Annotated in this window: 23 protein-coding genes, 1 tRNA gene, 3 rRNA genes and 1 riboswitch (1 of these 28 running past the window's edge); of the genes, 19 read left to right on the top strand and 8 right to left on the bottom strand. The window is 49.4% G+C overall.

The window, feature by feature from the left end; translation table 11 throughout:
- The 14 genes from MKY59_RS00400 to MKY59_RS00465 form a co-directional block, all read left to right on the top strand.
- Positions 1-168 (top strand): 16S ribosomal RNA (locus tag MKY59_RS00400) (it extends 1,384 nt beyond the left edge of the window).
- Between the two features lie 279 nt (positions 169-447).
- A 23S ribosomal RNA gene (locus MKY59_RS00405) occupies positions 448-3,373 on the top strand.
- Between the two features lie 121 nt (positions 3,374-3,494).
- Positions 3,495-3,611 (top strand): 5S ribosomal RNA (gene rrf / locus MKY59_RS00410).
- Together the 16S, 23S and 5S rRNA genes form the textbook arrangement of a ribosomal RNA operon.
- 352 nt (positions 3,612-3,963) lie before the next feature.
- Entirely contained in the window at positions 3,964-5,421 is a 1,458-nt protein-coding gene (guaB, locus tag MKY59_RS00415) for an IMP dehydrogenase (RefSeq protein WP_236421473.1), read from the top strand.
- 519 nt (positions 5,422-5,940) lie between these two features.
- Positions 5,941-7,269 (top strand): D-alanyl-D-alanine carboxypeptidase family protein, encoded by a 1,329-nt coding sequence (locus MKY59_RS00420; protein ID WP_339278294.1) that lies wholly within the window; start codon positions 5,941-5,943, stop codon positions 7,267-7,269.
- A gap of 248 nt (positions 7,270-7,517) precedes the next feature.
- Positions 7,518-8,111, top strand: coding sequence for a pyridoxal 5'-phosphate synthase glutaminase subunit PdxT (gene pdxT, locus MKY59_RS00425; protein WP_236421474.1), 594 nt, complete (start codon positions 7,518-7,520; stop codon positions 8,109-8,111).
- 263 nt (positions 8,112-8,374) lie between these two features.
- On the top strand, positions 8,375-9,658 hold the full coding sequence (serS, locus tag MKY59_RS00430; RefSeq protein WP_236421475.1) for a serine--tRNA ligase: 1,284 nt from the start codon (positions 8,375-8,377) through the stop codon (positions 9,656-9,658).
- 149 nt (positions 9,659-9,807) lie between these two features.
- Positions 9,808-9,896: transfer RNA gene (locus MKY59_RS00435), tRNA-Ser, on the top strand.
- A gap of 156 nt (positions 9,897-10,052) precedes the next feature.
- On the top strand, positions 10,053-10,394 hold the full coding sequence (locus tag MKY59_RS00440; RefSeq protein ID WP_236421476.1) for a hypothetical protein: 342 nt from the start codon (positions 10,053-10,055) through the stop codon (positions 10,392-10,394).
- A gap of 25 nt (positions 10,395-10,419) precedes the next feature.
- Positions 10,420-10,596, top strand: coding sequence for a hypothetical protein (locus tag MKY59_RS00445; RefSeq protein ID WP_236421477.1), 177 nt, complete (start codon positions 10,420-10,422; stop codon positions 10,594-10,596).
- 23 nt (positions 10,597-10,619) lie between these two features.
- A complete protein-coding gene (locus MKY59_RS00450; RefSeq protein WP_236421478.1) occupies positions 10,620-10,775 on the top strand; it encodes a small acid-soluble spore protein P in 156 nt (51 codons plus the stop codon).
- A 268-nt stretch (positions 10,776-11,043) separates the two neighbouring features.
- Positions 11,044-12,138, top strand: coding sequence for a hypothetical protein (locus MKY59_RS00455; RefSeq protein ID WP_236421479.1), 1,095 nt, complete (start codon positions 11,044-11,046; stop codon positions 12,136-12,138).
- A 155-nt stretch (positions 12,139-12,293) separates the two neighbouring features.
- Positions 12,294-13,163 (top strand): AraC family transcriptional regulator, encoded by an 870-nt coding sequence (locus tag MKY59_RS00460; RefSeq protein WP_339275493.1) that lies wholly within the window; start codon positions 12,294-12,296, stop codon positions 13,161-13,163.
- A gap of 100 nt (positions 13,164-13,263) precedes the next feature.
- Complete coding sequence (locus MKY59_RS00465; protein ID WP_339275494.1) at positions 13,264-14,304, top strand: ABC transporter substrate-binding protein; 1,041 nt, start codon at positions 13,264-13,266, stop codon at positions 14,302-14,304.
- Between the two features lie 67 nt (positions 14,305-14,371).
- On the opposite strand, the gene MKY59_RS00470 is transcribed toward MKY59_RS00465, so the two are convergent.
- Positions 14,372-14,941 carry a GNAT family protein gene (locus tag MKY59_RS00470; protein ID WP_339275495.1) on the bottom strand — a complete coding sequence of 190 codons (570 nt, stop codon included), beginning with the start codon at positions 14,939-14,941 and terminating at the stop codon, positions 14,372-14,374.
- A gap of 32 nt (positions 14,942-14,973) precedes the next feature.
- Positions 14,974-15,474, bottom strand: a complete 501-nt coding sequence (gene tadA, locus MKY59_RS00475; protein ID WP_339275496.1) for a tRNA adenosine(34) deaminase TadA — start codon at positions 15,472-15,474, stop codon at positions 14,974-14,976.
- Between the two features lie 332 nt (positions 15,475-15,806).
- Here tadA and MKY59_RS00480 point away from each other — a divergent pair, with 332 nt between their 5' ends.
- Both MKY59_RS00480 and rluF read left to right on the top strand, forming a co-directional pair.
- The gene (locus MKY59_RS00480) at positions 15,807-18,155 is read left to right on the top strand and encodes a PAS domain S-box protein (RefSeq protein WP_339275498.1); all 2,349 of its coding nucleotides are present in this window, start codon (positions 15,807-15,809) and stop codon (positions 18,153-18,155) included.
- 18 nt (positions 18,156-18,173) lie between these two features.
- Positions 18,174-18,875, top strand: coding sequence for a 23S rRNA pseudouridine(2604) synthase RluF (rluF, locus tag MKY59_RS00485; protein WP_339275499.1), 702 nt, complete (start codon positions 18,174-18,176; stop codon positions 18,873-18,875).
- A 148-nt stretch (positions 18,876-19,023) separates the two neighbouring features.
- On the opposite strand, the gene motB is transcribed toward rluF, so the two are convergent.
- Together motB and motA are read right to left on the bottom strand one after the other, a co-directional pair.
- Positions 19,024-19,845: a flagellar motor protein MotB gene (gene motB / locus MKY59_RS00490; protein WP_339275500.1), complete on the bottom strand. Its 822-nt coding sequence runs from the start codon at positions 19,843-19,845 to the stop codon at positions 19,024-19,026.
- Complete coding sequence (gene motA, locus MKY59_RS00495) at positions 19,832-20,632, bottom strand: flagellar motor stator protein MotA (protein WP_236421487.1); 801 nt, start codon at positions 20,630-20,632, stop codon at positions 19,832-19,834. The genes motB and motA overlap by 14 nt, the downstream gene beginning before the upstream one ends.
- Positions 20,633-20,863: 231 nt before the next feature.
- Between motA and MKY59_RS00500 the strand changes: the two genes are divergently transcribed.
- The 3 genes from MKY59_RS00500 to rbsK all read left to right on the top strand — a co-directional run bounded on the left by MKY59_RS00500 (position 20,864) and on the right by rbsK (position 22,668).
- Complete coding sequence (locus MKY59_RS00500; protein ID WP_339275501.1) at positions 20,864-21,157, top strand: hypothetical protein; 294 nt, start codon at positions 20,864-20,866, stop codon at positions 21,155-21,157.
- Positions 21,158-21,346: 189 nt separating this feature from the next.
- Positions 21,347-21,643, top strand: coding sequence for a 4a-hydroxytetrahydrobiopterin dehydratase (locus MKY59_RS00505; RefSeq protein WP_236421489.1), 297 nt, complete (start codon positions 21,347-21,349; stop codon positions 21,641-21,643).
- Positions 21,644-21,687: 44 nt separating this feature from the next.
- Positions 21,688-22,668 (top strand): ribokinase, encoded by a 981-nt coding sequence (gene rbsK, locus MKY59_RS00510; protein ID WP_339275503.1) that lies wholly within the window; start codon positions 21,688-21,690, stop codon positions 22,666-22,668.
- A 132-nt stretch (positions 22,669-22,800) separates the two neighbouring features.
- On the opposite strand, the gene MKY59_RS00515 is transcribed toward rbsK, so the two are convergent.
- The 4 genes from MKY59_RS00515 to MKY59_RS00530 form a co-directional block, all read right to left on the bottom strand.
- Positions 22,801-23,157: a cytochrome c gene (locus tag MKY59_RS00515; protein WP_236421491.1), complete on the bottom strand. Its 357-nt coding sequence runs from the start codon at positions 23,155-23,157 to the stop codon at positions 22,801-22,803.
- Positions 23,158-23,347: 190 nt separating this feature from the next.
- A complete protein-coding gene (locus MKY59_RS00520; RefSeq protein ID WP_236421515.1) occupies positions 23,348-23,800 on the bottom strand; it encodes a GNAT family N-acetyltransferase in 453 nt (150 codons plus the stop codon).
- A gap of 278 nt (positions 23,801-24,078) precedes the next feature.
- Positions 24,079-24,534, bottom strand: coding sequence for a C40 family peptidase (locus MKY59_RS00525; protein ID WP_236421516.1), 456 nt, complete (start codon positions 24,532-24,534; stop codon positions 24,079-24,081).
- Positions 24,535-24,553: 19 nt separating this feature from the next.
- Positions 24,554-24,691, bottom strand: a riboswitch (cyclic di-AMP (ydaO/yuaA leader).
- 251 nt (positions 24,692-24,942) lie between these two features.
- Positions 24,943-25,785, bottom strand: a complete 843-nt coding sequence (locus tag MKY59_RS00530; RefSeq protein ID WP_339275504.1) for a hypothetical protein — start codon at positions 25,783-25,785, stop codon at positions 24,943-24,945.
- Positions 25,786-25,791: the final 6 nt, after the last annotated feature.

Here is a 25,791-nt window from a genome sequence, read left to right on the forward strand (position 1 = left end):
ATACGTTCCCGGGTCTTGTACACACCGCCCGTCACACCACGAGAGTTTACAACACCCGAAGTCGGTGGGGTAACCGCAAGGAGCCAGCCGCCGAAGGTGGGGTAGATGATTGGGGTGAAGTCGTAACAAGGTAGCCGTATCGGAAGGTGCGGCTGGATCACCTCCTTTCTATGGAGAATCGTCTTCTGCGATGAAGACATTCAAATAAGCAGCTCAGCTGCACACTTACTCACTCGTTGCTCAGTTTTGAGAGTTCAAACTCTCAAACACATGCTCGTAACTTTCGACCGACACATTCCGTGAACGGCCCGAAAGCAAACGAGATTGTTCCTTGAAAACTGGATATCGAAACGAAAAATGCGAATTAGAACATTCCTTTTAGCTGAACTTGTGTCAAACAAGTTTCAATAAAACGGTAGATTGCATCTTACTCTTTATGAGTAACATGGTTAAGCTACTAAGAGCACACGGAGGATGCCTAGGCGCTAGGAGCCGATGAAGGACGTGGCGAACAACGATACTGCCTCGGGGAGCTGTAAGCAAGCTTTGATCCGGGGATGTCCGAATGGGGAAACCCAGCTGGCGTAATACCCAGTTACTCTTGTCTGAATACATAGGGCAGGAGAGGCATACCAGGGGAACTGAAACATCTAAGTACCCTGAGGAAGAGAAAACAATAGTGATTCCGTCAGTAGCGGCGAGCGAACGCGGAACAGCCCAAACCAGGGAGCTTGCTCTCTGGGGTTGTGGGACGTCTCACATGGAGTTACAAAGGAGCCGGTTAAACGAAGAGGTCTGGAAAGGCCCGCCATAGAAGGTAAAAGCCCTGTAATTGAAAGTCTGCTCCCTCCGAGACGGATCCCGAGTAGTGCGGGGCACGTGAAACCCCGTATGAATCCGGCAGGACCATCTGCCAAGGCTAAATACTTCCTAGCGACCGATAGTGAAGCAGTACCGTGAGGGAAAGGTGAAAAGCACCCCGGAAGGGGAGTGAAATAGAACCTGAAACCGTGTGCTTACAAGAAGTCAGAGCCCGATCTATGGGTGATGGCGTGCCTTTTGTAGAATGAACCGGCGAGTTACGTTCCCGTGCAAGGTTAAGGTGAGAAGCCGGAGCCGCAGCGAAAGCGAGTCTGAATAGGGCGACATAGTACGTGGACGTAGACCCGAAACCGGGTGATCTACCCCTGTCCAGGGTGAAGGTGCGGTAACACGCACTGGAGGCCCGAACCCACGCACGTTGAAAAGTGCGGGGATGAGGTGGGGGTAGCGGAGAAATTCCAATCGAACTCGGAGATAGCTGGTTCTCCCCGAAATAGCTTTAGGGCTAGCCTCGGAAAACAGAGTCGTGGAGGTAGAGCACTGATTGGGTGCGGGGCCCGCAAGGGTTACCAAGCTCAGTCAAACTCCGAATGCCATAGACTTACTTCCGGGAGTCAGACAGTGAGTGCTAAGATCCATTGTCAAAAGGGAAACAGCCCAGACCATCAGCTAAGGTCCCCAAGTGTGTGTTAAGTGGGAAAGGATGTGGAGTTGCACAGACAACCAGGATGTTGGCTTAGAAGCAGCCATCATTTAAAGAGTGCGTAATAGCTCACTGGTCGAGTGACTCTGCGCCGAAAATGTAACGGGGCTAAACACACCACCGAAGCTATGGCTTGATCTTATGATCAGGGGTAGGGGAGCGTTGTATAAGGGTTGAAGGTGTACCGTAAGGAGCGCTGGACATTATACAAGTGAGAATGCCGGTATGAGTAACGAAAAGATCAGTGAGAATCTGATCCGCCGAAAGCCTAAGGGTTCCTGAGGAAGGTTCGTCCGCTCAGGGTAAGTCGGGACCTAAGGCGAGGCCGAAAGGCGTAGTCGAAGGACAACAGGTCGAAATTCCTGTACCACCGTAAATCGTTACGAGCGATGGGGGGACGCAGTAGGGTAGTGACGCAGGCTGATGGATGCCTGTCCAAGCAGTGAGGCTGGTTAGTAGGCAAATCCGCTAACCGCAAGGCTGAGCTGTGATGGGGAGTGAAAATTACAGTAGCGAAGGTCATGATCTCACACTGCCAAGAAAAGCCTCTAGCCAGATGAAGGTGCCCGTACCGCAAACCGACACAGGTAGGCGAGAAGAGAATTCTAAGGCGCGCGGAAGAACTCTCGTTAAGGAACTCGGCAAAATGACCCCGTAACTTCGGGAGAAGGGGTGCCCCGGTAGTGTGAATAGCACGAGGGGGCCGCAGTGAAAAGGCCCAAGCGACTGTTTAGCAAAAACACAGGTCTGTGCGAAGCCGTAAGGCGAAGTATACGGGCTGACGCCTGCCCGGTGCTGGAAGGTTAAGGGGAGCGGTTAGGGAGTAATCCCGAAGCTGTGAACCGAAGCCCCAGTAAACGGCGGCCGTAACTATAACGGTCCTAAGGTAGCGAAATTCCTTGTCAGGTAAATTCTGACCCGCACGAATGGCGTAACGACTTGGGCGCTGTCTCAACGAGAGATCCGGTGAAATTTTAATACCTGTGAAGATGCAGGTTACCCGCGACAAGACGGAAAGACCCCATGGAGCTTTACTGCAGCTTGATATTGAATTTGGGTACGATCTGTACAGGATAGGTGGGAGCCTGAGAAGCATGAGCGCCAGCTTGTGTGGAGGCACCGTTGGGATACCACCCTGATCGTATCTAGGTTCTAACCTGGTGCCCTGATCGGGTACGGGGACAGTGTCAGGTGGGCAGTTTGACTGGGGCGGTCGCCTCCTAAAGAGTAACGGAGGCGCCCAAAGGTTCCCTCAGAATGGTTGGAAATCATTCGAAGAGTGCAAAGGCATAAGGGAGCTTGACTGCGAGACCTACAAGTCGAGCAGGGACGAAAGTCGGGCTTAGTGATCCGGTGGTACCGCATGGAAGGGCCATCGCTCAACGGATAAAAGCTACCCTGGGGATAACAGGCTTATCTCCCCCAAGAGTCCACATCGACGGGGAGGTTTGGCACCTCGATGTCGGCTCATCGCATCCTGGGGCTGAAGTAGGTCCCAAGGGTTGGGCTGTTCGCCCATTAAAGCGGTACGCGAGCTGGGTTCAGAACGTCGTGAGACAGTTCGGTCCCTATCTGTCGTGGGCGTAGGAAATTTGAGAGGAGCTGTCCTTAGTACGAGAGGACCGGGATGGACGTACCGCTGGTGTACCAGTTGTTCCGCCAGGAGCACCGCTGGGTAGCTATGTACGGACGGGATAAGCGCTGAAAGCATCTAAGCGTGAAGCCCCCCTCAAGATGAGATTTCCCAGTATGTAAGACCCCTTGAAGACGACGAGGTAGATAGGCTGGGGGTGGAAGTGCAGCAATGCATGGAGCTGACCAGTACTAATCGGTCGAGGGCTTATCCAAGAAATGCAGGTTCTAAGATCGCAAGTTTCGTTTCGAACCCAGTTTTCAGAGAGCAATCTCTGAGTGAAAAACGGGTACATCACTTGATGTACGGATCGTTTTTCAATCCAAAGCAAAATCGTTTGGTGGCGATGGCGGAGGGGTTCCACACGTTCCCATCCCGAACACGACCGTTAAGCCCTCTAGCGCCGATGGTACTTGGACCGCAGGGTCCTGGGAGAGTAGGAAGCCGCCAAGCGAAGAACCACTGCCGATGTAATCGGCGGTGGTTTTTATTTTTTTATAGATATATTTAGTGAATTTATGCATCAAAAAAAGGCCTTATTATATAGTACATTTTGACAAGCAAACCATTTCAAACGGAAAGAGTGATTTGTCTTATCTTTCCATTTGTCCTCAGTGTACATACATATGTGTTCAACAGACGGTACACCCTATAGAAGAGGGCGGTTTTCCTTGACAGTCTAAATAGCGCTTTGCTATCATGGCAATAATAAATTTTTAAGTAACGTACTTTTTAGGAACATACAGCCTGGAATCAACAGATTTTGGACCGTAAAGCAGAGCACATATTAAGGAGGAACACCCGCGTGTGGGAAGACAAATTTGGTAAGGAAGGCTTGACCTTCGACGATGTTTTGCTGGTGCCACGGAAATCCGAGACACTGCCTAAGGAAGTAGACGTATCCGTTCGTTTGAGCGATAACGTGAAATTGAACATCCCTTTGATCAGTGCCGGGATGGATACCGTTACAGAAGCAACAATGGCAATTGCCATCGCTCGGGAAGGCGGCATTGGTATCATCCATAAAAACATGTCCGTCGAACAACAGGCTGAAGAAGTGGACCGTGTTAAACGTTCCGAGAGTGGCGTCATCACCAATCCGTTCTCTCTCACTGCCGATCACCTGGTATCCGATGCCGAAGCGGTTATGGCTAAATACCGGATTTCCGGTGTGCCGATCGTGGATGCCGATCAAAAGCTGGTCGGTATTTTGACAAATCGCGATTTGCGTTTCATTCACGATTACGGAATCAAAATCAATGATGTAATGACTCGTGAAAACCTGGTAACTGCTCCTGTCGGCACAACGCTGCAAGAAGCCGAGGGGATTCTGCAGAAGCATAAGATCGAGAAGCTTCCTTTGGTGGACGAGACGAACACCCTTAAAGGGCTCATCACCATTAAAGATATCGAAAAAGCAATTCAATTCCCGAACGCAGCCAAAGATGCTCAAGGACGCCTGCTCGTCGGCGCAGCGATCGGCATTTCCAAAGATACGTTCGAACGTGCCGAAGCATTGGTACAAGCCGGCGTGGACCTGATTACGGTTGATTCCGCTCATGGCCATCACATTAATATCCTAGATGCGGTTCGCCAACTGCGTGAACGTTTCCCGAACCTGACCATTGTTGCAGGCAACGTTGCAACGGGTGATGCAACACGCGACTTGATCGAGGCAGGTGCTTCGGTAGTCAAAGTGGGTATCGGCCCGGGTTCGATCTGTACAACCCGTGTTATCGCTGGAATCGGCGTTCCGCAAGTAACGGCCGTATACGATTGCGCAACGGTTGCACGCGAATACGGTGTACCGATCATCGCCGACGGCGGGATCAAATATTCCGGCGAGATTACAAAAGCTCTTGCTGCCGGGGCTCATGCAGTTATGCTGGGAAGCCTGTTTGCAGGTACGGAAGAAAGCCCGGGCGAGTCGGAGATTTATCAAGGACGCCGCTTTAAAGTATATCGCGGAATGGGTTCCCTCGCTGCCATGAAACAAGGCAGTAAGGACCGTTACTTCCAAGATGACGACAAAAAGCTCGTTCCTGAAGGGATCGAAGGCCGCGTTGCTTACAAAGGGCCGATCTCGGATACGATTCACCAGTTGATCGGAGGTCTGCGTTCCGGTATGGGATACTGCGGGACAAGCAACCTGGAGCAGCTGCGCAACGATACGGCGTTTATCCGCATTACCGGAGCAGGGCTTCGCGAAAGCCATCCGCATGATGTACAAATTACAAAAGAGGCACCTAACTACTCCTTGTAATCAGAAGGGTGTCATTTATTCCCAAGGCAGGCTCGGCGATTTTCGCCGGGCTTGTCTTTTTTTGCGGATACCCCTGTGATAGAATAGTAAGGGTGGTTACGGACCATGGGCAAACGAGGGCGAAGCGACATTGTTGTTAAAATTGCCCGGACAAGCCTGTGGCGTTTTTATGAAGGGTTTCTCGTTTATTGAAGTCCTTCCTGCATGGGCCTTATCAAGAGGCACCGATGCAGTTTCTGTTTTATCATTATGAAGCGCATATGTCCTTCTACATAAGCATGTAGATATGCTGATTAAGTGACGATCGATCTTGTACTTTCAGAGCGACGGCATCGCTCTTTCGATACAGCGCATATACAAAGAAAAAGATTCACACCAACATCTGCACGGTTCAGGGCAAAAAAATATCACAGTTCAAGCTGTTCCACAGCTTCGGATGTGAAGGGAGAATTCACTACATTGAAAGCTAAACGAACGAATAAAAATAAACGCCAATTGCTCAAAAAAAGCGTAGCGTCGATGATGCTGGTCAACATGCTCTGCATGTCCGCGGTCATGCCGGTCATGGCGGCAGCGAATAATTCGGGTCAGGTTCTTACTGCGGCAGCTACCAAAACACAAACGGCAAAAGCAGCACAGATTCCATCCGTGGATTCCCTCGGGCTGAAGGTTAAATCGGCGATTCTCATGGAGGCCTCCACAGGGGAAGTTCTTCTGAATGTGAATGCGAATGAAGCTATGCCACCTGCGAGCATGACCAAAATGATGACGGAATATATCGTGGCTGAACAGGTCAAGCAAGGAAAATTCAGCTGGGATGACGTCGTTGAGGTTAAGGATAACGCAGCAAAAAGTATCGGTTCCCGCATTTTTCTGGCCAAAGGGGACAAGCATACAGTTAAGGAGCTGTACATCGCGATGGCTGTAGGCTCGGCAAATGATGCTACGGTTGCGCTGGCGGAATATGTCGCTGGCTCTGAAGCCGAGTTCGTAAAAATGATGAACGAAGAAGCACAGCGTATGGGCATGAAAGATACGTATTTTATTAACTCTACAGGTCTTGACCGTGCTGACATGCCGGAGGATTACCGTCCTGCCGAAGACAAGGAAACGGTGATGTCGGCGTATGATGCGGCGATCCTATGCAGATACATCATTAAAGACCATCCGGACTATAAGGATTTTACGACGATTCAATCCTACAAATTCCGTCCAAACGACAAGGCGCCAATCATTAACTACAACTGGATGCTGGAAGCAAATAAAGATATCACCAACTTCAAAAGCTTTGCTTACGAAGGTTTGGACGGCATGAAGACAGGTCACACTACGAAAGCAGGCAACAATTTCACGGGAACTGCTGAGCGTAATGGATTGCGTTACATCAGCGTAGTAATGGGCACCACTTCTGAAGCAGCACGCTTTACGGAAACACGGAAGGTACTGGATTATGGATTTAACAATTTTGAGGTCAAGCAGGCAGTTGCTGCAAAAACAAAGGTAACCGGTCTGGAATCCGTTCCTCTTAAAAAGGGGAGTGAAACAACAGTTCCTGTCGTGACCGATAATGCGGTAAGCTTTGTCGTTCCGAAGGGTACGCAGAACCTGGATGTTACGTTCAAGACGAACGTATCGAACGATAACGAACTGGTGGCCCCAATCAAAGCAGGAACCAAGGTTGGAACGGTAACCTACACCTATAAAGCGGACGGCATGGAGCCTCAGGAGAAAACGGTAAACCTGATCACGGCAGAAGACGCGGAAAAAGGCGGATGGTTCCGGTTGTTCTTCCGTGCCATTAAAGATTTCTTCGTTGATCTGTTCGACGGAATCAAGAACCTCTTCTAACGAGCAGGGCCGATCCGAACCATCCATGAATATTACGCAAAGGTGGCAGCAGAGGATAAGCCTTCAGCCGTTTGCGTGTTATTCGATCGGATGGATTGTAACTTGGTTGGTTTTCCGGTAAAATATCAAGTTAGGATTCTACGTATAATCTGATGATTTTCCAGCTTAAACACAGTAATGAAATCTCCAAACTTGCCCCTTCCGAGCGCATGCAGGATCGTGGCATGTAAGGGAAGGAAAATGCGAAAATGAAGATTGGCGTTTTGGCACTTCAAGGTGCGGTAACCGAACATATACGCAGCATCGAACTTGCCGGGGCAGAGGGCGTACCTGTCAAGCAGGTTGAACAATTGGCTGAATTGGACGGCCTGATCCTTCCTGGCGGAGAGAGTACGACGATAGGCAAGCTTATGCGCAAATACGGCTTTATGGAGGCCATTCGTTCTTTTGCAGCTGAAGGAAAGCCTGTTTTCGGCACATGCGCGGGATTGATTGTTATGGCAGAGCGTATAGCTGGACAGGAAGAGGCTCACCTGGGCCTTATGGACATGACGGTATCCCGGAATGCGTTTGGTCGTCAGAGGGAGAGCTTTGAAACGGATCTGCCTGTCAAAGGCATTGAAGGACCGGTAAGGGCCGTATTTATACGCGCGCCTTTGATCGAAAGCGTAGGGGAAGGGGTAAATGTGCTTTCCACCTATAACGACGAAATCGTCACAGCTCGTCAGGGGAACTTGCTGGCATGTTCCTATCATCCGGAGCTTACGGACGATTATCGTCTGCATGCTTATTTTGTAGACATGGCTCGTTCCGCTAAGAATGCTGTACCTAACCATGAATAAATAATGCACAACCTATGATCTCCCGATATCGATCACCCCTGTGATGGTTATGCCATTGCTCAGGAATTGTATGTGATCAGATGCCTGATGTTGCCCGTATCTGCTTGATGAGACAAAGCGGGGATCGCAGCGTGGGGTATCTTGTCACCGGGAGATAAAGGTTGTTTTTTTGGTTCCATGAAAAGCGAAGTTATAAGGGCTCCCTAATAATGCCGATAAAAGAGTAAGGGGCTTATTACGCGGAGGATTTAGGAGGGGTAGTAGTGCTTGATGTAAGAATTTTGCGAAATGAATTGAATCGAGTGGAAGAAGCGCTTAACAACCGCGGCAAGTCGTTGGACCTGATCTCGGGGTTCACCGAGTTGGATACCAAGCGCCGCGAGCTTCTGCAGGAGAGCGAAGCGTTGAAAAACCAGCGAAACACCGTTTCCGCCGAGGTGGCCAAACGCAAAAAAAACCGTGAGAATGCGGATGAACTCATCGTTGAAATGCGTGAGGTTTCTGATCGGATCAAAGCAATGGATGAAGAGGTTCGCGAACTGGAAGCCCAAATCAATGACCTGACCATGGCTATTCCCAACATTCCAAACGAGAGCGTGCCGGTGGGCGCATCCGAAGAGGATAATGTGGAAATTCGCCGCTGGTCCGAACCGAAAAGCTTTTCTTTTACACCAAAAGCACATTGGGAAATTGCGCAGGAGCTGAACATCCTTGATTTTGAAGCGGCTGCGAAAGTTACAGGTTCCCGGTTTACTTTCTACAAAGGGCTTGGAGCACGTTTGGAGCGTGCACTGATCAATTTCATGATGGATCTGCACAGCGATCAGCATGGATACGAAGAAATCTTGCCTCCTTATATCGTCAACCGAGATAGCTTGTTTGGTACAGGCCAGTTGCCAAAGTTCGAAGAAGATTTGTTCAAACTGAAGGATACCGAATATTATCTGATTCCGACAGCGGAAGTTCCCGTCACGAACTATCATCGCGAAGAAATTTTGAACGTGGAAGATCTGCCGAAGCATTTCGTGGCGTACAGCTCTTGCTTCCGTTCCGAGGCCGGCTCCGCCGGTCGAGATACACGCGGTTTGATTCGCCAGCACCAGTTCAACAAGGTGGAGCTGCTCAAACTCGCGACGCCAGAAACCTCGTATGAGGAATTGGAGAAAATGACCCAAAATGCGGAGCGCGTGCTTCAATTGCTTGAGCTCCCTTACCGTGTTTTGACGTTGTGCACAGGGGATATGGGCTTTACATCTGCCAAAACGTACGATCTAGAGGTATGGTTGCCGGAGAGCAATACGTACCGTGAAATTTCTTCTTGCTCCAATTGCGAGGATTTTCAGGCACGCCGTGCCAACATCCGCTTCCGCAGGGAGGCTAAAGCGAAGCCGGAATTCGTACATACCTTGAATGGTTCCGGTCTGGCGGTTGGCCGTACCCTTGCAGCAATCCTGGAAAACTACCAGCAAGAGGATGGTTCGGTTGTGATCCCTGAGGTTCTTCGCCCTTATATGGGAGGCATTAGCGTAATCACCCGCCGTTCGTAGGCAATAAAAACCAAGTGGGGATCCGGCGTAACATTTCGTAATAAAACGCCGGATTTTAATCCCACATGGAGCAAAGTAAAAGGGTTGCTTCCGCATATAATGATGTGGTATGATAAGTTTCGTGGCAACTTTATAGTTCTTTATAACCTGGAGAGATACCGAAGCGGTCATAACGGGGCGGTCTTGAAAACCGTTAGAGTGCAAGCTCACGTGGGTTCGAATCCCACTCTCTCCGCCAACTTATAATAATGACAAGGATTTGGGCGTATATGCCTGAATCCTTTTTTGATTTTCTTGGCTTTATAACGCTAACGGCAGCCTTCCATTCGCGTTCGAAGCAGATGCATAAAAACATGCTCAACGCCGCAACTTATAGGGGTGGAGGTGGTCAATAATGAACCGCGAGTTGAACATGGATCAAAATGAGCTTGTGGACGCTTGGCAGGAAGTGCTGCCCCAGGTCTTGAATGTAGGCGATCAGGCACAGGTAATGGCCGATGAAGCCGATCAGCAAGCGATACGCATACACATCGAGACGGCAGGGCATCAGATGTATTCCTTCGACTTTAAATGTGCTTACGTGGACTCGCGTGAAGTCGAGGTCCAGCTCGTGGACGTTGAACGGGATGGCAGAACTACCGATGAGCGCACCGAATCCATACAAGAACTAGCTTACGACTATAAACGTCACATCCATGAATGTGCCCAGTCTTTGCAGTCGAAAACGAACCGATAACTTGTGATCCAAAGGAGTGAGGAACTTGAGCAAAGCCAAAGCAGGCGTGGACAAAAATTTGCAAAACGTTGCCGCCGATCTGGAGCAGACTGTCGTCAATAGCCATCATGCCCAACAGATACAGCAGGATACCAACGACCGTCGCCATCAGGATTCCTTGAATCATGATAAAACGGAAGACATGGACCCATCCCATTCCTAATCTCTTGTACTGGAGGTAACCATATGAGCAAACCAAAGGCTGTGCCCGTACCCGAAGCTCAAGATTCCGGACAAAATCATCGGGATTCACGCAAGGATTCGACCATGCAAGAGCCATTGTCCGGGTCGAAAAAAGTAAAAAACCGGAACCATGTGGGTCACTTGAATCCTGAAGGCTAGGCAGAATAGCAGAATCAAAATATAACGGATTTTATATATTTAGCAAGACATAAAACTCTGGTTACCTAACCAGAGTTTTTGCGTATTAATACATATACCTTGGGATGGTAACGGTGCGCGCCTAAACCTAACATAGGTCTTTCTAGCTATTTTTCCGTGTTGGGACACAAATTTCCCAAAATGTGTTTCCGTTTTTCAATTTATGGTTTATCATTGAACTTGAATTGCTTTTTTGGGGGCAGACACACGAGAGGAGAGAAACAAATCAATGACAAAACGTATGGGGGCGCTTCTTCTTACATTGCTGTTGACGGTATCTTTGGCATTAACCGCATGCAGCAGCAAACAAGAACCGAAAGAAGCGTTAAAAACAGCAGCAGCGAACGCATCTAAACTGACTTCGTATGAGATGAAATCCAACTTTACCATTAACGAACTGAGCTATAAACCACAGGACCAATCGACGCAGGATCCGACCGTAACTCAATTCATGAGCATGCTGAAGGATGCCCAGCTGAATATTACGGGTGTATACCAAGCTGAGCCAATGCAAACCGAAATGACTTTAGGCATCGAGCTTAAAGGCGACATGGGCATGACGTTCAACATCCCGATGGTCTTAACTGCGGAGAAAATGTATGTTAAGGTTCCAAGCATTCCGTTCTTGCCGATTCCGGAAACGTTGGTAAACAAATTTGTCGAGATTGACCTGAAACAGCTTGCTGAACAGGAAGGTACCGAATGGAACCCAAGCGCGATGGATGCGGCCAAAACGCAAAAGCTGAGCAACGAATTGATGGATGCCGTACTTAGCGAGTATGACCAAAACAAGTTTTTCAAAAACCTCGACACCAAGGATGCAAAACTGCCTGAAGGCGTAGATGCAAAACAAGTGGTTCAATTCACGGTAAACAATGACAACGTGAAGGAAGCCGTTACCGTATTGGTAACCAAAGCTTTGCCTAAAGTGATCGACATTATTTCCAAAGACGAATATCGCGAAGTGCTGCAACTGACGCAAGAAGATATCGATCAAGCTAAATCGGATTTGAAACTGACCGAGGAAGATAAAGCGGAGATGGAAAAGGATCTGGATAAACTGAAAGATGTACTGACCATCAATGCGTTCAACATCGATTTTGCCCTGGATAAACAAGACTTCCCGGTATACCAAAAAATGAATGCAGACGTTCTGATCAAAGATCCGGATACGAAGGATGAAATCAAACTTGCATTTACCGCATCGAATACGTATACGAAAATCAATGAAAAACCAGCATTCCAAATTAACATCCCTTCTGGCGATGACGTCATCAAAATGGATGAGTTGGAAGAACTGATGAATAGTTCTTACGGCTACTAAGCCTATCTGAAATAAAAACAAACCGTCTTTTCGTAAAATGAAGGAGTGCTCCTTCATTTGAACGGAGGCGGTTTTTTTCTATACAAATGGGAAAGGCGAGAGATAAACTAAATAAAAACAATATTACGCAACGAAACAGGAAGGAGAAGGCAAGCATGACCCTTGGAGATGAACAGCTTGCGCTGGAATTCGCCCGGCATCCTGTTCGTGTTTACGGTGTTTATCGCACGTTACTGGAAGCAGAAAAATACTATGATGGCCACAAAGAAAAGCGAACCGAGAAATGCGCATTGCTCTTGGTGCTTAATGGTCGGGCGGAATTTCGTTTTACGGATATTCAGGGCCAACTGTGCAGGCTTTCACTACAGCCCGGGAATTCCTTTATTGGTGGTTTGAATATGAATTTGGAAATTCAGGTTGGGGAAGAAGACTTCGAATATGTACTAATTCATTATATGCCAGTATCCTTAATGGAGGGAGGGGGTTATCCGGCCCATACGCATATGATCCAGGAAATCAATATGGATCAGAACGACTCTGAGGTGAGACTGCAGGCAGAGCTGATGCTGGCCCTTCTTGAAGTAGCTGCGAAGCCGGGGCATATGGAACAGTTGGAGAAACAGACATTGTTCTATCGTTTGCTCGAATCGGTGCTGCGCGCATCAAGGAACACCCGGAATCGGGAGAGCGGCAGAATAATGAATGCGGCGCAGGAGTTTATTCATCGTCAATACATGGAGCCGTTGACACTGGAAGGCTTGGCGGCGAGGTTCGGGATGAGATCCAAATATTTTTCTCACAGATTTCAACAGTATTCGGGAATGGGTCCGATGCGCTACCTTTCTAAATATCGCTTGAATCGGGCACGGGAACTACTTGAAGTAGGCAACTATAGCGTAAAGGAGGTTGCGGCCAAGGTAGGTTATGCAGACCCGTATTACTTCAGCAGGGTTTTCAAATTGCATATGGGCTTGGCGCCTTCTGAGATAAAAAAGAAGGGTAGGGAAGGGAAAAATCCATCCTGAATCGGACGATATCCATTGTATAAACAAGCTTCATCCGTATAATTGATAATGATAATTGTTATCATATTCGAGTGCGATACACACTGGAGGAATAATACGGATGTACAGAAAAAAGTATAAAAATAGAGGATTATTAGCTGCTCTCATCGTTTTGGTCTTCATGCTGGCGGCTTGCTCGGGACAATCGGAATCGGGTCAAACGCAAACAGATACACGACAGAGCGCTAACGAGAAGGCCGAAAACTCGAAAACCTCGGTGGATCCGGAATCGACGGAAGAGGCAAACGTAACTTATCCACGTACGATTCAGGATGCTCGTGGAAGCGTAACGTTGGAACAGCAGCCGAAAAGGGTAGCTCTCGCTCATTGGGGATTGAGTGATGATCTGTTGGTTTTTGAGCTGGATTCGATCGCCATCACGCTTCCATTTACGAAGAACCAATCTTTGTTGGATAGCGATTTTTATAAACCATATGTCGAAGGAAAGAAACAGATCGAAGTGGTAGGTGAAAATACGCAGGTTAACCTGGAAGCACTGCTCGCCTATGATCCCGATTTGATCATTGCCGGAAGCGAGACCAACAAGGATATTATCGAGCAGCTTGACCAGATCGCTCCGACCATTGTTATAGATGAGACCAAAAGCGATGTTTTCAAGGAGTGGCGTGCCACCATTAACGAGTTCGGTAACATTTTGGGACAAGAAGAGACAGCGCAGAAATACATCAGTGATTTTGACGGCAAGCTGGCCGAGGGCAAGAACAAGTTGGCATCGATGGATGGCACGGTTGCCTTTCTGCAAATTCGGGAGAAACAAGCTTACCTGCAAGGGAAAGACTATATTACCGAGTATTATGAAGGTCTGGGATTGACACCGCCATCGACCGAGGCTGGAGAGTTAACGCTGGAGGGGCTGGCTGAGCTCGATCCGGATTATCTCTTCCTGGGATACTTCAATATGGAAGACCCGTCATTGCCGGCAGTTTCCGATGAGTGGGAAAAAAGTGCTGTCTGGAAGGGGCTCAAAGCCGTCCGAAATGGACATGTGTATAAAATAAACGGACAGATTGCATTCGGATTTGGTCCTATTAGCAAAAATTACGGAGTAGAAGCGATCGTCCATGCGGCTCAGGCCGAATAACGTCATAAAAAAACTGCACTGCCAACATTTCTGTGTTGAGGGTGCAGTTTTTTATGTCCTCACCAGATCATTCGTGTTCTTCGGGCAGATCCTCAGCAACAATGGCATAAATCCGGTGATCCTGATATTTGCCGTTGATTTTGAGATATTTACGGGCGATGCCTTCGGCCTGAAAGCCGTTCTTCTCCAGTACGCGCTGCGACCCCATGTTGGAAGGCAAAATGGCAGCCTGAACACGATTCAGCTTTAATGCCCGGAAGGCATACGCTACAGCCAGCTTGACAGCCGCAGTCATTCGTCCGCCGCCTTGATAGTCGGGGTGAATAAAGTAACCCAAATCCGCATAGTTGGCAACGCCATGAACGACGTTGTTAAGACTCACCTGACCGATGAGGGCATCGTCGCCCAATGAAAAAATCCCGAATTGATACCCCGTTCCTTGTTCGGCCGCGTTCATTCGATCTGCAAGACGCCTGGTCTGGGCATCCAATGTGTAAAACTCGTCGTCTCGGATCGGTTCCACAGCTTGGTAGGGGACACGAGTAACCCGGATCATGTTCAAATAGGGCTCAGCATCCAAAGTGGTAAGCAAACGCATGCGGATCCCGTTAGGGGTATCATAAAGGGTCAAAGGCATATACAGCACGTCCTTTCATAAATAAACCAGAGTTATTTTTTTCGTAATCGCCTGAAAAACTCAGTTAAAAGCGAGGCACATTCCGGCTGCAAAATGTTCGCGATGACTTCGGTTTGATGGTTAAAACGAGGCTCCTGCAACAAATTCATCAACGTTCCAGCGCAACCGGCCTTGGGATCGGCAGTACCGAAAATTACGCGCGGCACCCGTGATTGCACAATAGCTCCCGCACACATTGGACAAGGCTCCAGCGTAACGTACAGGCTGCAGTCCAATAGGCGCCAAGCACCAATCGTTTCGCTGGCTTGCCGAATGGCTACCATCTCTGCATGAGCGGTTGAATCGAGAGTGGTTTCCCGCAGGTTGTAACCGCGTCCAACAATACGATCGTTTTGAACGATGACGGCACCGATCGGAACTTCCCCCAGCGATTCGGCTTGGCGTGCTTCGGCAATGGCTTCCCGCATCCAGAATTGATGCCGCTCCTCCTCGGAATAGGATGAGAAGTCAGTAGGGATAGAATGATCAAACATGCTTTAGTCAAACTCCTTCCAGAAGAGAACAATGTAAGAGAACAAACATTCGTTTGTTAACATGTTGTGTATAAGTCTGTGGATAACATAGTAGTTGCTCACATAGTTATAAACAGGATATCCACAAGCCTGTGGATTTGTGTATAAAATCATGATTGATTTTATTGTAGATGCGAAAATGACAAAAAACAATGAATTTCGACCTGATGACCCAAACGGTAACTTTTGGACTGTGGTCAATTCTCCTTTTCAAATACCCATTCAACCGTTATGATGGATATAGTATTTGCCATATATCGCCAAAGGTACAAGCCAAGAGGTGAACAAAAAATTTGTCTATCAAAACGAAGTTATCCATAATCATGTCGTGCTCGGTGTTTGTCATACTCGTTTTGAACATCGCGCTAAATTATTATACTACGGAAGAAAACCTGCGACAGGACAGTGAAATGAAAATGGTGCTCACGGCCAAGCAGATTGCAATCGCTGTCGAACAGAACCAGTACAGTTCGAATTATGTCACACGGCAAATCGGCAACAATTTGTGGCTTGCATCCATCATAGCTGCCGAAGAGCTGGACCCGGATATTAATAATATCACAAATGAAGAACTGGTTCGCCTGAGCCAAAAGGTCGGCGTTTCCCATATTTCGCTGTTGGAGCAAACCCCGGACGATATTGTCGTCACCCGTTCCTCTGATCCAAGGGAGATTGGATTGTCCACCAAATCAATGAGTTATTGGTATGAAGCATTCAAGCAGTTGTTCGATAAACATCAAGTTACGATTCCGCAAGGTCAAACGAAGGACCATTTCTGGTCAGACGGTTTCGAGTACTCCACTTCAAGCCCGTCGGATGTAGATATATGGGGCTATTATCATGATGGCAAGAGAAACTACATAATCAATCCCTTCTATAATAACGCCGAAGTTGATGACTATGTGAAGATCTCTAGCCCGAATGAGATACTGAACAAAATCAGAGAGGTCAATCCTTCCATTCTTGAAATTACCGGAATCAACCCTCTGACCTTCGGGAGTCCAACCATGAACGTGGACGGGAGAGACGAGAAGTTCAACAAGCTCAATAATAAACCCATCCGTTTCGGCACGTACCAGTACGGCACTGCTGAAGAAGATCATCGAGCCGTAGTCAAAGCCGTACGCACAGGCCAGAACGTCACCTTCGTGAGCCAAGCGCGTGGTCAAAAAGTGCTCAAAAGCTTTATTCCGATCTTTGCGCCGAATCAGTCCTCATACGTTATCAGCATCGTCACGGACTATAGGCAGATCTCTTCCATGATTTCCGAACAGTTGGTCAGCCATGCCTCAATCTCCCTGGTTCTGCTGGAGATTGTGATCTTTGGCAGTTATTTGCTGGCAGGGTATATTACGCGTCCGATTCAATCCATTCTGGACAAGGTGAACGATGTTGCCGACGGGCATTTCGACTTCCGCCTCAAAATTCGAAGGAGAGACGAACTGGGACAGTTGGCCAACCGGATCAATGCCATGATTCGCAATCTCGGACATTACACGAATCGCCTCAAGCAGATGTATGAGGAAAACAGGGCCGTAAAGGAACACCTCGAATCCGTCATCAATCAGACGGCGGATGCCATACACATTACCGATCTGGAAGGTAATGTGCTTAGGGTCAATCGGGCCTTCGAACAGTTATACGGATGGAAGAGCCGGGAGGTAGAGGGACGTAAGCTCAGAATCATTCCTCCGGATGCGGAGGAAGAGATGTTGGAGCAGCATGCCCAACTCGTTGAGGGATTATCCATTACGTCCAATGAGACGGTGTGGATGAAGAAGGATGGAAGCCGGGTTGAAGTTAGCGTCAGTACAGCTCCGGTGAGAGACGAGGAAGGGGAAATTACGGCGCTCATCAGTGTATCGCGAGATATTACCAACCGAAATCGCATGGAAGAGCTCCTAAGACGCTCGGAGAAGCTGACGACCGTTGGCCAGCTCGCCGCAGGTGTGGCGCATGAAATTCGCAACCCGTTAACAACGCTGCGCGGATTTTTGCAGCTCCAACAACAGACGAACAAGTTGAACCATCGCCATTTGGACCTGATGTTATCCGAATTGGACCGAATCAACTTGATTGTGGGCGAGTTCTTGATTCTTGCCAAACCCCAGGCTGTGCATTTTCAGGACCGCGATATTCGCTTCATTCTGGGAGACGTGATCTCGTTGCTCGACAGCCAGGCGCATTTGCACGGCGTTGAATTTATATTGAATGCCTCGTCCGAATCGGCTATGGTACACTGTGAAGAGAACCAACTGAAGCAGGTATTTATTAACGTGCTCAAAAATGGCATGGAGGCCATGCCTGAAGGTGGGGCGATTCGGATCAAGCTGAAGTATATGGAGGAACAGCAGCGGGTGCGAATCGAAATCAAGGATGAGGGCATCGGTATTCCTGAAGAGATTATGCCCAAGCTGGGTGAGCCGTTCTTTACGAACAAGGAGACCGGCACGGGTCTTGGTCTAATGGTCAGCCAGCGCATCATTCAATCCCATAAGGGCATGATGGATATTAAAAGCGTCATGAACAAAGGGACTACCGTAATCATTGAGCTTCCTTCTTCCGGGCTGCAACAGCAAGAGGAGAAACATCAGGAAGAAGATGAGGAAGAGCAGCCTCCTTTGGCAGACAAAGAGAATTAGATGGGGTGAGATGAGCTTTTGCGTATTAACAAGTTTATTAGTGAAACCGGCTATTGCTCCAGACGTGAAGCCGATAAGTTGGTGGAAAGCGGAAAAGTGACCATCAATGGAGTGAAGGCGGAGCTCGGAAGTCAGGCAGAAGAGGGCGATGATGTCCGGATTAATGGCCAGCCCATTCGGGAGAAACGGAAGCATGTGTACATTGCCCTGAACAAACCGGTAGGCATTACGAGTACGACCGAGCGGCATATACGCGGCAACATTGTTGATTTCGTGGGTCATAAAGAGCGCATTTTTCCGATCGGCCGCTTGGACAAGGATTCGGAGGGTCTGATTCTAATGACCAACGATGGGGATATCGTTAACCGGATCCTGAGATCGGAGGGCCGCCATGAAAAGGAGTATATCGTGACGGTCGATCGTCCAGTGACGACGAGTTTTTTGAAAGGTATGAGCACGGGCGTGCGCATTTTGGGAGAAATGACGTTGCCCTGCAAAGTAACCCGAATATCGGAGCGAGTATTCCGCATTATTTTAACCGAAGGGAAGAATCGCCAAATACGCCGGATGTGCAGTGCCTTTGGTTATGAGGTTAAACGCCTTAAACGCGTCCGCATCATGAACATTCATTTGGGCGAACAAGCTACAGGGGTATGGAGAGAGCTGAGTGCCGATGAGAAAGAGGAACTGGGCCGCATGCTCGACTATCACCTGGAGTGACGTAGCCGGAAATCCGTACGAGCCCTGTTGTCTAAAGATGACAGGGTTTTTTATAAACGGCGAATGTATGCGCTCCCATGGATGCGGGGCAATAAAAAAACCGTCCTCCGCTAGGGAGGACGGTCCAAAAATCAATGGGTCAGCGACCTTAGTTGTTATTCTGATTCACAGACTGCGTGGCGGTGTTTCCGCTCTGGTATTTACGAATAATCGAGACCTCTACACGCCGGTTTTGGGCTCTTCCAGCCGAAGTATCGTTACTGGCAACCGGATGATATTCTCCATACCCGCTAGGCGTGAATTTGCTGGGGTCGAGAGACGCATTCAACAACAATATTTTGAGGAAATTCAGGGCACGATCCGCACTTAAGTCCCAGTTATCCTTATATTGGCTGTTGGAAATGGGAACATTATCAGTATGGCCGGATACAACCACCTCGTACTCAGGGAATTCAACCAGCATGCTGGCAATGGCTTTGGCCAATGCGCGCGATTCCGGTTTGACAGTGGCTTGTCCCGAGGCGAACAGCGCGTTGTCGCTGATCGTGATTTTGAGCTCGGATTGGTTCAGCTTGGTGTTTAACTGGTCCGAAAGACCGTTTTGTTTAATATACTGATCCAACCGTTTTTTGAGCTTCTCCAGATCTTCCTGCTCTTTCTGGGCCATCTGCGCATCGGTGATCTGATTGGTTTTATTTTTAGTCACTTCCTGAGGTTCCTGTTTCATTTTGCCCAGATCCGTGCTGGAGTCTGTCGGGTTCATGGACGTGTGGTCCAAAACCCCTGATCCTCCATTCAATGCGCTGCTTAGCGCACTGGCCATCTGCTCGAATTTGGCTGCATCGAGCGAGCTCATGGAGAACAGTGTAATAAACAGGGCCAGGAGCAAGGTCATCAAGTCAGAATACGGAAGCAGCCAGCTCTCGTCGATATGCTCTTCGTGCGCCTCGTGTTTCTTAGCCTTTTTCACCTGAAGCTCCCTCCTTCTCCTCCAGCTGTTTACGTTCGGAAGGCGTCAGGAATACAGACAATTTTTGATTAATGGCGATGGTGGACACACCGGATTGAATGGATAACAATCCTTCAACCATCATAAGCTTGATTTCGATCTCCTGCTTGGATAACCGCTTCAGCTTATTGGACATCGGGTGCCATAACACGTAACCGGTAAAAATACCGAGCAATGTGGCAATAAATGCAGCCGCGATCGCATGGGACAATTTTTCCATGTCACTGAGATCGGCAAGCGCCGCGATCAAACCGACGACCGCCCCGAGTACCCCGAGCGTAGGAGCGTACATACCCGCCTGGGAGAAAATCAATGCACCGGCGCGGTGACGCTCTTCCGTTGCGTGAATATCCTCCATCAGGACATCGCTGACGAATTCCTGATCGTTGCCGTCAATAATCATGCGCATGCCGCCGCGCAGAAACTGGTCGTCGATCTCTTCGACTTTCGATTCAAGCGCCAGCAGACCTTCCCGACGGGTGGTGGAAGCCCAGTCCATAAACGTGCCAATCAGGGAAACGCGGTCGATCAGCTGTTGCTTTTTGAACAAAATTCCGAATAACTTGGGAATCTTTTTGACATCCGACATGGGAAATGCCATAAAAATACTTGCTGCCGTACCTACAAAAATGATCATGTAAGCTGCCGGGTTGTTTACCAGGTTGATGATGGGAGCACCCTTTAGTATCATGCCGACTACAAGGGAAACAAGTCCCAAAACGAGTCCGATAATCGTTGAAATTTCCATTATACACCTCATCCATGAGATAAAATTGAATCCTTTCGAGCGGCTTCATTCGGGCTTCCGGACGAACGTAACGCCGCATTCCGCCTAACCGGGAGGTCTCGGGAACTACCCAATAGTTAAAACGGTCATGTATAGTATTTATCGACCAAGGGGCCTTTTTTTTTAAGGTTTATTTTCAGGTATAATAGGATTAAATCCGCTCCGCAGGGGCCGAACAGGAGTGAAAAGCCAATGGGCGTAAAGCATGGACGGGATTATGAAGGAATATTGACAGATTTGACAGGGGCGATCGGCCGGATACCGGACCGGTATGTTTTTTTCGAAATGGACGAAGAGGACTGGACCCGTTTGGGTGCTCCAGAGCAACTGGAGGTCGATGAAGCTTTGGCGGAGGATCTGTTCTATGCGCTCGGCACACAGCCCGTCATACCGGTGGGGAGCGGCGTCGTCATGCACGACAAGGACCTGCACCGAATTAACGTGTTGATCGGAGAAGAGGAACTGACCTTTGTTCCGTTGATCTGACCATGGGATATTTATCTTTGTTGTGGTGAACACAAAAGGTGATGCTTTCGAATCCGAGCCGGCATCGCTGCGAAACCGCGTCCTGGTTGGATTAAAGGCTTCGCCGTGGTAAGATAATAGTCATGGAAATGCGAGCGGGAGTACGGAAGGATGCCTATAATTTCCGTCCAAAGGGGAGGAAGATGACACATGGTTTTTTCGCAAGAGGAGATCGAAGCGTATTTGGAAAGGCTGGAAGGCTGGGAGCTGGAAGAGGGACGCTGGATTGTACGCAAGTTCGTTTTTTCCAGTTACATGAAGGGGATTGCGTTTGTGGATGAAGTAGCCGCGATCTCGGAGGCGTTCAATCACCATCCTTTCATTACGATCGACTATACGACCGTGACACTGCGATTGACGTCATGGGACGAAGGCGGCATTACTTCGGTCGATATCAAGGAAGCGGAACAGTATAATGAAGCTTTCGAGAAAATGAGCTCGGAATAACTGAAACGGTTATTGCATAACGGCTGGAAATGAGTGAAGCATACATGTCAGAACAGAATCAGATGAGGCCTCTTATTGCTGTCGTGGGCAGTTTGAACATGGATCTGGTCGTGAAATCGGATATCATTCCGGAAGAAGGCGAGACCGTGACCGGAGAGGAGCTCCATTACCTGGCCGGGGGCAAAGGAGCGAACCAGGCTGTGGCAGCCGCGCGTCTTGGCGCCGAGACAACGATCATCGGCGCCATCGGCGACGACAGTTTCGGCCAGAGATTGATGGACAGCTTGACCGAAAGCGGGGTAGACGTTGCTCAGGTACGCATACTGGATGAAATCGGGACCGGTACAGCCTCGATCTGGCTGTCAGGTGGAGATAACCGAATTATCGTCGTTCCTGGGGCGAACGGGAGCGTTGTGCCGGAAATGATGGATGAGGCTGATGCGGCAAAAAGCCTGAAGGAAGCGGCAGCCGTGCTGCTTCAGCTGGAGATTCCGCTGCCTGCGGTGACCCGCGCGGCTCAGCTCGCGGCCGAAGGCAGCGCTCTGGTGGTGCTCAACCCGGCTCCCGCAGTGCCGGGTCTGCCTGAGGAGCTCCTGCGGTGCGTCGACGTGATTACGCCGAACCGCAGCGAGCTCGCCGTGCTTACCGGCCGGGACCACCTCCGGCCGGAAGACGTCGATGCGGCAGTCGCAGAGCTCGCCGCATCCCTCGGGGCCGCCGTCGTCACGACGCTCGGCCCCGAGGGGGCTGCCTACGCGGCTGCGCCAGGCGGCCGCGTACAGGCAGGGCAAGCCGGCGCATGCCGTGCGCCCGGCTATGCCGTGAGCGCCGTCGACACGACCGGCGCCGGCGATTGCTTCAACGGCGCGCTGGCGGTAGCCCTGGCGCGCGGCGAAACGCTGGACGCGGCCGTAGGCTTCGCCATGGGCGCGGCAGCGTTGTCGGTGACCAAGCTCGGCGCCCAGTCCGGGATGCCGACGGCACGCGAGGTAGAGGCATTCCTCGCGGAGCGAACGTCCAAATAGCCTTCTACAAGGCTTGGCGCTGCAGCAGCCGTGCTGCCTATGGTTTGCAATGGAAAAAGGCTCACGATCCTTCAATAGAGGGCCGTGAGCCTTTCTGCATGTGCACCCCATGCGAAGGGCCATGCTTGCGTATTATTTCTTCTCCGACAACCACATCGCAATGTTGGCGATTTCCTCTTCTTTCAGCTTGCCTTTGAAGGAAGGCATGCCGCCTTTGCCCTTGAGAATGACGGAGTAGATTTTGTCCACGTCGTCCTGGCTTCCGATCTTTTGCAGATTGGGGCCAACGGCGCCTTGAAGCTGATCTCCATGACAGGAGATACAGTTGGCTTTGACGGTCGCCTCCGCTTGGGCAGCGTCCATCGTGACTTCCGGCATGGTGGGTTTGGCCTCCTCAGCCACCTCCTCTTTCCCTGGAAGCGTAAACATTAACACGATTGCCAACGCGCATGCTGCAAAAAATATTCCGCTCATGATCCATTTGTGCATCCCTTAAGTCCCCCTCCAGAATGAAAGATCATCTTACTCCAACTGTCCATCTCATTATACCGGAACCGGGTGGGACAGCATAGCATTTTGTGGAAATTATCATAACCAATTACACCTTTGCAGGATTTGCGATGCTGGTTCACATATCATCAATTCAACCGACTAATAGAGAGGCGGCCGTCCGGTAGAATTAAAAGCCTTCATAAACCATGCAGTGAAAAAGCTTCATTCCTTCCGGCGTCATTCGTTCATAGGTGTCGTGAATCGCAAATCCTGCCCTTTGATACACCCGAATGGCCCGATGATTCCAGGTCAGCACCTCCAGATCGATTTCATTTTCAGGATTGCGGCGCCGGGCCTCCTGGACGATGGCTGCCACGAACTCCATGCCCTGGCCCTGTCCGCAGCGCTCCGGCCTCATCCCGAGACCAATGCGCGTTACGCCTTCCAGCGGAAAGTATTGCGCGAATCCCGCTAATTCGCCATGCTCCGTGAGGACGGCGACATATTGTTCTCGTCTTAGCCGATCATCCCCAAATTCGATCTCAAGCGCCTTCATCTGTTCCCAAGGAAGGAACCCATAGATGTTGTACGGGGGATCATATGCCCAACTGCAGATCTGTTCGCCGTGTTCTTCCTGCATCGGAATAACGTTGAATGTGGTTGAACCTTCGTACACCACCGTGCCTCCTTTCCTGATGCGAAACAGGACAAGCTTTGAAAAAAGTGAAACAAAAGTCCTGTCTATTCCGTTATATATATTCATAATACGCCATTCGCCGTTTATATTATAACAGGATGGGTAAAATCATCATAAGGGCACGGACGCATGCAAAAAACCGCTGGGATCATTCCTGCGGAGAATGATGCCAACGGTTTTTGTTCAAGCTTCGTTACAGTATGACGTTGCCTAGCTTGTCCTTAGTCGAGTGCAAGCGTCTCATATGCGTCCGTGCTCATAATGCGTTTGGCGCCGATATAACGGTCAGCCCAATAGTTTTCGCTCAGGGAACTGATAGTTACACCTTTTGATGAAGAAGAATGTGCGAATTTGCCTTCGCCGACAAAGATGCCAACGTGGGAAACGCCTTTACCTGTCGTGTTAAAGAATACCAGATCGCCTGGTCTCATTTCCATGCGGGATACCGAATCGCCCATTTCGTATTGAGCGCTTGATTGACGTGCCAAATCAATGCCCAGCTTGTCGAATACATAACGCGTGAACCCTGAGCAATCGAAACCGCTAAGGGTTGTTCCACCGCTTTTATATGTAGTTCCCATTGCCGAATCAATGACTTCATCCATTTTAGAATCTGCGAATGCGCTTCCTGCCCCAAGCGATAGTGCGAATGTTAGGCTGAGTACAGCTGCGGTGATTTTCTTCTTAAACAAAAGATTTTTCCCCTTCCAACGCCTGCGAGGTTAGCTTAAGGATTCGGTTGAAGGTCCCCTATGATCCCTCTGTAGCAAGATCAATTCACCCATAACTGGTTCCCCCGCTTCCCAGGTGCCAGGAATTTGGCTTATCATGATGTGCACCTGTGAAATCAATATGACAATTTTAAGTAGTTACAATTATGAAGTTAAAGATTACAAAGTTGTTACTAAAAGATCACTGGGAATATTGTAACAGAGGTGTACCTGTTTGGCAACGTTTAACAGCAAATTTAGCAAAAAAATCCCCGACCTTAGACGGGGAAAGGTCGGGGATTGCTGATTTTAAAGCGTTTTTATAAATAAAAGTTAACATGGAGATGGTAACAAATTTGCTCGCCAACCCCTGACTTAATGTTTGGCGAGCTTGGATTGCCAAAGACGAAAATGAGCGCATATTTTCCACAGGCTGAGGATGCAGCGTGCAAGCGGATAGGTTTGCTGCAGGATCAGTCCGGCAAGACCGGTCAACCACCAGGAGAACGAGGTGAATGCGCCGAAGAGGAGCAGGTGGAAAACACCGAGAATAAGGGCAATTCCCGTCACGGTCATAATGCTCCGGAGCGCGATCCACAGCGCGTGGAACGCGCTTTTTATCGGTTCATGGCTTTCTGGAGCCGAGACCCCGAACTGCATGTACAACAAGGCATGATGCACGATCCAGCCATAGACGATCCAGCCGGCGATATAAGGAATCCCGGGCATCAGCAGGGCGAGTGAATGGAACCCGTCCATCAGAATGGCATACAGCTTTGGCAGAAGCCAGTAGCCGGGCAACAAGATGAGCAAGGTTCGGATCGTTTGCAGGAGCAGGATCGGCTTCCAAAGCTGGCGAATGCCTTTCACAAACGGGATACGTTCATCCGTTTGCTCGAAATGCTGCAGCGAGTACATCAGGCCGGCATGGATCAGGGGGCTGATTAGCATCCGCAAGAGCAGCATGGCCCCCAGAATCCAAAGGTATCGATGTACTTCCGGATGGGCAGACAGGCTGAGCTGGCTTTCCATTTTGAACAATAATGTGCTGAGTTCGCCCGCTTCAGGCTCGGGATAGCGCCGCAGGAGCGGCACGACTGCCGACTGTACCATCCGGAACAGGAAGTAACCCCAGACCAATTGATACAAGAATAAAAGCGCGGCAATGAACATGTGCTGGCGGACGAGAAACCAGCCTTCGCGTATTTTAGCTTTCACTGTTTC

The organism is Paenibacillus sp. FSL W8-0426 (assembly GCF_037969725.1).
Lineage (GTDB): Bacteria > Bacillota > Bacilli > Paenibacillales > Paenibacillaceae > Paenibacillus > Paenibacillus hubeiensis.

Excerpts from the sequence above, each read along its gene's own strand:
- pdxT (WP_236421474.1), top strand. The coding sequence starts at position 7,518 with ATGAAGATTGGCGTTTTGGCACTTCAAGGTGCGGTAACCGAACATATA.
- MKY59_RS00505 (WP_236421489.1), top strand. The coding sequence starts at position 21,347 with ATGGTTTTTTCGCAAGAGGAGATCGAAGCGTATTTGGAAAGGCTGGAA.
- tadA (WP_339275496.1), bottom strand. The coding sequence starts at position 15,474 with ATGTTTGATCATTCTATCCCTACTGACTTCTCATCCTATTCCGAGGAG.
- rbsK (WP_339275503.1), top strand. The coding sequence starts at position 21,688 with ATGTCAGAACAGAATCAGATGAGGCCTCTTATTGCTGTCGTGGGCAGT.
- MKY59_RS00450 (WP_236421478.1), top strand. The coding sequence starts at position 10,620 with ATGAGCAAACCAAAGGCTGTGCCCGTACCCGAAGCTCAAGATTCCGGA.
- MKY59_RS00455 (WP_236421479.1), top strand. The coding sequence starts at position 11,044 with ATGACAAAACGTATGGGGGCGCTTCTTCTTACATTGCTGTTGACGGTA.
- MKY59_RS00460 (WP_339275493.1), top strand. The coding sequence starts at position 12,294 with ATGACCCTTGGAGATGAACAGCTTGCGCTGGAATTCGCCCGGCATCCT.
- MKY59_RS00465 (WP_339275494.1), top strand. The coding sequence starts at position 13,264 with ATGTACAGAAAAAAGTATAAAAATAGAGGATTATTAGCTGCTCTCATC.
- MKY59_RS00420 (WP_339278294.1), top strand. The coding sequence starts at position 5,941 with ATGATGCTGGTCAACATGCTCTGCATGTCCGCGGTCATGCCGGTCATG.
- MKY59_RS00520 (WP_236421515.1), bottom strand. The coding sequence starts at position 23,800 with ATGCAGGAAGAACACGGCGAACAGATCTGCAGTTGGGCATATGATCCC.
- MKY59_RS00515 (WP_236421491.1), bottom strand. The coding sequence starts at position 23,157 with ATGCACAAATGGATCATGAGCGGAATATTTTTTGCAGCATGCGCGTTG.
- MKY59_RS00440 (WP_236421476.1), top strand. The coding sequence starts at position 10,053 with ATGAACCGCGAGTTGAACATGGATCAAAATGAGCTTGTGGACGCTTGG.
- motA (WP_236421487.1), bottom strand. The coding sequence starts at position 20,632 with ATGGAAATTTCAACGATTATCGGACTCGTTTTGGGACTTGTTTCCCTT.
- MKY59_RS00500 (WP_339275501.1), top strand. The coding sequence starts at position 20,864 with ATGGGCGTAAAGCATGGACGGGATTATGAAGGAATATTGACAGATTTG.
- MKY59_RS00470 (WP_339275495.1), bottom strand. The coding sequence starts at position 14,941 with ATGCCTTTGACCCTTTATGATACCCCTAACGGGATCCGCATGCGTTTG.